Raw genomic sequence first — 6031 nt, 5'->3', positions numbered from 1 at the left:
CCGGGCCATTCCGTAAGGGTTCCGGCGAGTGACACTGACGACTGATAGTCGCTCGCGGCGTGCGGCACCGGTTGCGTACCGAGATCGGGTATTGACGCGCAAGCGCCGGTGAGAAGAAAGGGTAGCAGCAAAGCGGCGCGGCCAAACCGCGCGGCTGTGTGCGGAACAAGTGTTTGCGCCATGCTGATCTGTCCTGCGCTGTTGATATCTGAAAGGAGCTGTCGGCAGCCGCTGGTTGGGGTGCTGGGAGGGGCAAACTCCAGCGGCTGCCGACGCCGGTTGCAATGCACCTGTCCTGAAACTTTATCAACGACGCTTGAGTTCAGTCAGTGTGTCCTGTAGGTTTATGATCTATGGATACTCTGTTAAGCCTTCGCGTGTTCTGCAGCGTCGTTGAACTGAAGAGTTTCACGGCCGCGGCAGACCGCCACGACATGTCGCCGACCATGACGAGCAAGCATGTGCGGTCGCTCGAGAACCGGCTCGGAACGCGGCTATTGAACCGCACAAGCCGTCACGTCAGCATGACCGAAACCGGTGCGCTCTATTTCAACCAGGCCAAGCAGACGCTCGAAGCGCTCGACGAAGTGGAGGCGGCTGTTGGCAACACCACGGTGGTTCCGCGAGGAACGCTGCGGCTCGCTGCGCCGCTTTGGTTCGACAACGCGCCTTTCTCGGCAATGCTCGCCGAGTTCGATGAGCTCTATCCGGAAATCCGCTTCGATATAGAGCTCAGCGGAAGGCTGGTGAATCTGGTCGAGGAGGGCTTCGATCTCCTGTTTCGCGCTACTATTCCCGGATCGCTCGATCCTGGGCTGATCGCGCGGCCTATCGTCGATATGCCCTTTAAGCTCGTTGCGTCCCCTGCGTGTCTCGATCGGATCGGACGGCCTCGCGAGCTGGCAGAACTCAACGGGCAGAAACTTCTGCTCTGCAAGGGCATGCACATCGGCGCGGCGGTTCCGTTCGAGGGGGCCAAGGGCCGCGAGGTCGTCAAGTTCCAGGTCGGGTTCGAAAGTGGGAATGAATCGCTTCTGCGGCTGGTGACGCTTGAGGGTATGGGCATGGCGATATTGCCCGACATCATGATCGAGGATGATGTCGCAACAGGGCGGCTCGAGATCGTGCTGCCAGGAACCGCCGAGATAGCCACCAAGATCTATGCGGTCTATCCCAGCCGCAAGTTTCTTTCCGCCAAAGTCCGCACCTTTATAGACTTCTTCATTGTCAAGGTTCAGCAAATCAACCGCGAGCGCGAAGCGCGCAATCGCGCACCGTATGGACAGCAACCATAAACCAGCGGGCGGTTGATCGCCGCCGCCGGCGCCACGACATTTGGCGTCCCCCCTTGGTTCTCAAAAAGGTTGCACACATGACTTACCGGGATTTCCCGTTCCAGACCGCTCGCACCCGTGACGAGCGGCTCCCTCTCCTACAGGGCAAGACAGCCATCGTCACCGGCGCCGGCTCGGGCATCGGGCGCGCAGTTGCGCTTCTCTTTGCCCGGGAAGGTGCCAACGTCATCGTCGCCGACGAGACCAGCGCAGCTAGCGAGGAAACCGTCGCTGCGATCGAGTCGACCGACGGACGGGCCAGCTTCATGGCCGGAGACATCGCTGACCCCAAATATCATCGCGGGTTGGTGACGTTTGCAAAGCACCGCTACGGCTGGCTCGACATCGCCGTCAACAATGCCGGCAACAGTTCGGCGTCGGCGCCACTCGCCGGAATTCCCATCGAGACGTGGGACAAGTTTACCGCAATCAGTCTGTCCGGCGTGTTCTATGCGTTGCGTGCACAGATTCCGGCGATGATCGACGCGGGCGGAGGCGTAATCGTCAATCTGGTTACCGCTGCCGGCACAGGCGCTGCGCCCGGAGTCGGAGCGTACACGGCATTTATGCAAGGTCTGGTCGGGCTCACCAAGGGTGTCGCGCTGGAATATGGACAGCAGGGCATACGGGCCAATGCGGTCGCCCCCGGCTATGTAGACACGCAGCTGAGCACTATCCATTCATCCGAAGGGCACGCGAAACTTGCGGCGCATCACGCAGTGCACCATCTCGAACAGGTGGCCGAGATTGCCCAGCTCGTCCTTTTCCTGGCCAGTGCGCAATCGAACTTCATCAATGGCAGCTGCGTACCAATGAATGGCGGAATGCTCGTGCAATGACAGAACGAACGGTCCGTTAGTGGCTGTTTCGGTCGAGCACTCCCCGCCGGCTCGCCGTCGTGAACCAACGGGCCACGTTCCATGCACCGGGCGGCCGTTGATCGTTTCGCCGCTCGAGACGAGTACGGACACCAATATCAGGAACAGGATCCATACCCATGATTCAAGCAAATACCTGGCCCAAATCCGCACGCACCGCCGGCGGACGTGACCGGGCCATTCCGCTGGTCCATTACGGGCAACTCACGAGCGCCGAGTGGGAAATCGTCGAAATGGCGCGCTGGGACGGCCCCAGGAGCTTGAACCCTGACGGATTGCTCGCGCGCATCGAAAGAGTCGTGTTCGGCACGGACATTCCGCTTCCGCTTGCGAACAAACGTCTCGAGTCGCTGCGTCGTTTCTCGGTCAAGATATGGTTCTGGCAGCACGTGCGCGAAAGGGATCTGCGTGCGCTTCTTGAAACGGGTTTCTCGTTGGATGACGCGAGGCGAATCCTCGCGTACATCGCGCGTCATCGCGGTTTCGCGCCTTCGGTCGAAATTTGGCCTTGCTGAGCAGGGCCGCGGCTGCCCGCTGCGATAGCTGAAGGCGATCGCCGGCAATTCGCTGCCGACGCACCCTTTGGGTTTCCGAGCAGTCGCCTTTTCCTCCTTTATTCAGAATCCCTGAGAGGCTGGCAGTTCGCTGTCGGCCTCTCTTTGCTTTAGCGGCCGTGAAGATCATGCACCAAAGGGACATGATCCTTGAACTATATCACGATTGATGAACCTCGGGGAAAGGTCGATGTCGCTGACACCCGCTCCGATTGGAAAGCGGCTAGTTCAAGCAACAGGAGTATAGAATGCGCCTCCCCACGACCATCCTCACCTTCACCCTTCTCGGCACCGCCTTCTCCGGCACCGCGTTTGCAGAAGAATTCAACGGGCCGTTTGTCGGCGTCCAGGCGGGTTGGACCTCGGCCGAGGTGCAGGATCCCCAGACCCCGCTTGGCGTGGTCGCGATGGAGGACGATCAGCAATCGTTCACTGGCGGCGTTTACGCCGGGTTCGATCACCGCCTGAACGAGCGGATCGTGGTCGGGGCCGAAGGCGGCTTCGATGTCACCAACGACGACAAGCTGCACGGGTTCAGCGGCATCAGCTCTTACACGCTCGATCCGAAATACTCGTTCGATCTGACCGCGCGCGCCGGCTATCTGGTGACGCCGGACACGCTCCTTTATGCCCGCGGCGGCTATACCAATGCCCGCGTAAAAACCACGATGACGGACATTGCGGGGACGCAATCCGCGACCACCAATCAGGACGGCTGGCTCGTCGGCGGCGGTGTCGAGCGTCAGCTCATGAGCAACGTGTCTGCGCGCATGGAATATCGCTATTCGGACCTCAGCGAGGACGATGGCAAGTATGATCGCCACCGTGTTCTCGCGGGCGTGAGCTACCGCTTCTGAACCACCCAGGCGGGCGGAGGCCAAGCCCTCCGCCCCCTCGACCGTCTGACAACCGAGACATCTCCAAGGGAGCATCATGGCACTCAAACTGAACATAATCATAGGCTCCACGCGTCCCGGCCGTGTGGGTCCCCTCGTCGCATCATGGGCCAAGGAGGAAGCCACACAGCACGGCAAGTTCGACGTCGAGCTGGTCGACCTGGCTGCCTTCAGTCTGCCGCTGCTGGACGAGGCCAGCCATCCAAAGGCCCAGCAATATGCCAACGAGCCCACCAGGCGGTGGAGCGCCAGCGTGGCATCGGCGGATGCCTTTCTCTTCGTGACGCCGGAATATGACTATTTCGCTCCTGCGGCCCTCGTGAACGCGGTGCAGACGCTCATGCCGGAGTGGTTTTACAAGACCGCTGGCGTGGTGAGCTACGGCGGCATCTCGGGTGGGTTGCGGTCAGCTCAGGTCCTCCGCCAGCTCCTGGGCAATTTGAACGTACATGCGCTGCCCCAGGTAATACCGGTTCCGAATTTCTCTCAGTTCATAGGTGACGACGGCGTGTTCGGCCCGAACCAGCCGATGAAGGACGGGATTAACGATCTGCTGGACGAGCTTCACAAATGGGCTGTGGCGCTGAAGACGCTGCGGCCTGCCGAGGCTCGAGAAGACGAACTGCTTCTCCAGGGGGCGTGATTACACCGCGTACGCGAAGCAGCACGATCGACACAAATCCCTTTTGACACATGCGACGGGCGGCGGCGGGGCGCCTCCACCCGCGATCAGGAACCAAAGATGAAGAAAATCCTCTTGAGCGCCGCTGCGACCATAAGCCTGATCGCATCCGCCACCGCAACGGCCTCTCCCTTTGGACCGCCGCCGTCACCGCCGTCCGCGCCGGGTGGCGGGTTGCGCGGCGGCGGTCTGCCCAGCCTGCCGTCAGGTTTGCCTCGAGGGTCGCGCGGTACCGCTTTACCGGAGCTGGCCCGCGGCGACGGCCCGTCCCGCCTGCGTGGGGGTGCCGATGGGCCTGGCGAGCTCACTCGTAATGCACCCCAAGGCCGGCGCAGCGGCAGCCTCGATCAGGAAAGTGCCGGTTTGCGCAGCGGCCGAAATGGCGAATGGACAGCAGGGTTGCGCAATGACGGTTCGGCTGCCGGCGCCGCGGGCATGACAGACGGGCGCAATGGCGTGGCGGTCGCCAGCCGTCGTGAGGGACGCAGCGGCTCGTTCGCAGGCTATGCACGCGGCGGTGGCGCGACTGGTGAGATACGGGGCTATAGCAATGGCAAGCGTGGCGGTGTGGCCGGATACGGCAATGGCGATCGCGGTGGCGGCACTATCGCCGGCTATAGCAACGGCCGCTCCGCTGCTGCCGCCGCCGGGGTGACCGACGGCAACAATGGTGCAGCCATGGCCGGCTATAGAAACGGCCGCAGCGCCTCGTTCGAAGGCTATGCGCGCGGAAGTGACGTGACGGGTGAGACACGGGGCTATGGCAGCGGCAAGCGCGGCGGCGTGGCCGGATACGTCTATGGCGATGGCGGCGGCGGCGCTGTCGCGGGGTATCGCAACGGCCGCAACGGCGCGGGCGTTGCCGGCGTCAGCGACGGCAATGGTGGTGCAGTCGTCGCGGGCTATAAAGACGGCCGCCGCGGCGGCGCCGTCGCGGCCTATGACGACGGAAATGGGCATGCCGGAGTCGTGAGCGTGCAAGAAGGGAGCGGCCGCTCGCGCAGCTATTCCGGACGCACCAGCTATACCTACCATGTCTATGACGACGACGATTACTATTACCGTCGCGGTTGTCGCCGCTCGACCGTCGCTGGAATGGCCGCAGGTGCGATTACGGGTGCCGCCGCCGGTGCCGCGACCGCGAGTGCCAGCAGTAGCGACGATGATAGCAGCGACACTTCGGACGCGCGCAAGAAAAACACAGCGAATGGCGCGACCAGCGGTGCCGTCGGAGGTGCGGTCGGTGGCGCCGTTGGGGCAGCTGTGGCTGGTGATTGTTAGGCTGAATTGAGTCGAGCCGGCGCGACCACGCGCGATGTTCACCGGTCCGCCCGAATTGTCCTGCGCGAAGGGTGGTGGCCGCTGCAACGCTCGGAATTCCTGGCGGCCACAGCGGGACGGTGCGCTGATCAGTGTCGAGCTGACTGAGGTTCACCCCCCGCGCGAAAGCCGTTATTCCGCCACCGGGCGCAACCAAGTGGCCGAACTGCGCTCGTCGCTCTATTGTAGCAGGCGACGCGCTAGGCTTCTCTGTCTGACCGCCTGATCGGCATCGAAGCTCGTGCCGCCAATGGCATCAGCGCCATCGGACAGTCCCGCTTTCAGTGCTTAGAGGCTGTTTGGAAAATCAGTACTTGGCCTTGCCAACCGGATGGCGGCATGATTCAGGCTCTGGATGTGGACGCAG

Annotated in this window: 6 protein-coding genes and 1 pseudogene; 6 read left to right on the top strand and 1 reads right to left on the bottom strand. The window is 62.4% G+C overall.

The window, feature by feature from the left end; genetic code table 11:
* Positions 1–182 (bottom strand): annotated as a pseudogene (locus tag MKI88_RS21010) (hypothetical protein); the annotation flags it as partial.
* 171 nt (positions 183–353) lie between these two features.
* Between MKI88_RS21010 and MKI88_RS21005 the strand changes: the two are divergent.
* The 6 genes from MKI88_RS21005 (at position 354) to MKI88_RS20980 (ending at position 5625) form a co-directional block, all read left to right on the top strand.
* Complete coding sequence (locus tag MKI88_RS21005) at positions 354–1295, top strand: LysR family transcriptional regulator (protein ID WP_241633505.1); 942 nt, start codon at positions 354–356, stop codon at positions 1293–1295.
* A 77-nt stretch (positions 1296–1372) separates the two neighbouring features.
* Positions 1373–2173 (top strand): SDR family NAD(P)-dependent oxidoreductase, encoded by an 801-nt coding sequence (locus MKI88_RS21000; RefSeq protein ID WP_241633504.1) that lies wholly within the window; start codon positions 1373–1375, stop codon positions 2171–2173.
* A 272-nt stretch (positions 2174–2445) separates the two neighbouring features.
* The gene (locus tag MKI88_RS20995) at positions 2446–2727 is read left to right on the top strand and encodes a hypothetical protein (RefSeq protein WP_241633503.1); all 282 of its coding nucleotides are present in this window, start codon (positions 2446–2448) and stop codon (positions 2725–2727) included.
* Positions 2728–3014: 287 nt separating this feature from the next.
* Positions 3015–3623 carry an outer membrane protein gene (locus tag MKI88_RS20990; protein WP_241633502.1) on the top strand — a complete coding sequence of 203 codons (609 nt, stop codon included), beginning with the start codon at positions 3015–3017 and terminating at the stop codon, positions 3621–3623.
* A gap of 76 nt (positions 3624–3699) precedes the next feature.
* Entirely contained in the window at positions 3700–4305 is a 606-nt protein-coding gene (locus tag MKI88_RS20985; RefSeq protein WP_241633501.1) for an NADPH-dependent FMN reductase, read from the top strand.
* 402 nt (positions 4306–4707) lie between these two features.
* The gene (locus tag MKI88_RS20980) at positions 4708–5625 is read left to right on the top strand and encodes a hypothetical protein (RefSeq protein WP_241633500.1); all 918 of its coding nucleotides are present in this window, start codon (positions 4708–4710) and stop codon (positions 5623–5625) included.
* The last annotated feature ends 406 nt before the right edge of the window (positions 5626–6031 follow it).

Origin of the sequence: Sphingomonas sp. LaA6.9 (genome assembly GCF_022601895.1) — a bacterium.
Classification (GTDB): Bacteria; Pseudomonadota; Alphaproteobacteria; order Sphingomonadales; family Sphingomonadaceae; genus Sphingobium_A.
This window is presented reverse-complemented; position numbering and strand designations above follow the sequence as displayed.

Bases quoted from the DNA above. Each gene is read 5' to 3' on its own strand.
- MKI88_RS21005 (WP_241633505.1), top strand. From the start codon at position 354: ATGGATACTCTGTTAAGCCTTCGCGTGTTCTGCAGCGTCGTTGAACTG.
- MKI88_RS21000 (WP_241633504.1), top strand. From the start codon at position 1,373: ATGACTTACCGGGATTTCCCGTTCCAGACCGCTCGCACCCGTGACGAG.
- MKI88_RS20995 (WP_241633503.1), top strand. From the start codon at position 2,446: ATGGCGCGCTGGGACGGCCCCAGGAGCTTGAACCCTGACGGATTGCTC.
- MKI88_RS20990 (WP_241633502.1), top strand. From the start codon at position 3,015: ATGCGCCTCCCCACGACCATCCTCACCTTCACCCTTCTCGGCACCGCC.
- MKI88_RS20985 (WP_241633501.1), top strand. From the start codon at position 3,700: ATGGCACTCAAACTGAACATAATCATAGGCTCCACGCGTCCCGGCCGT.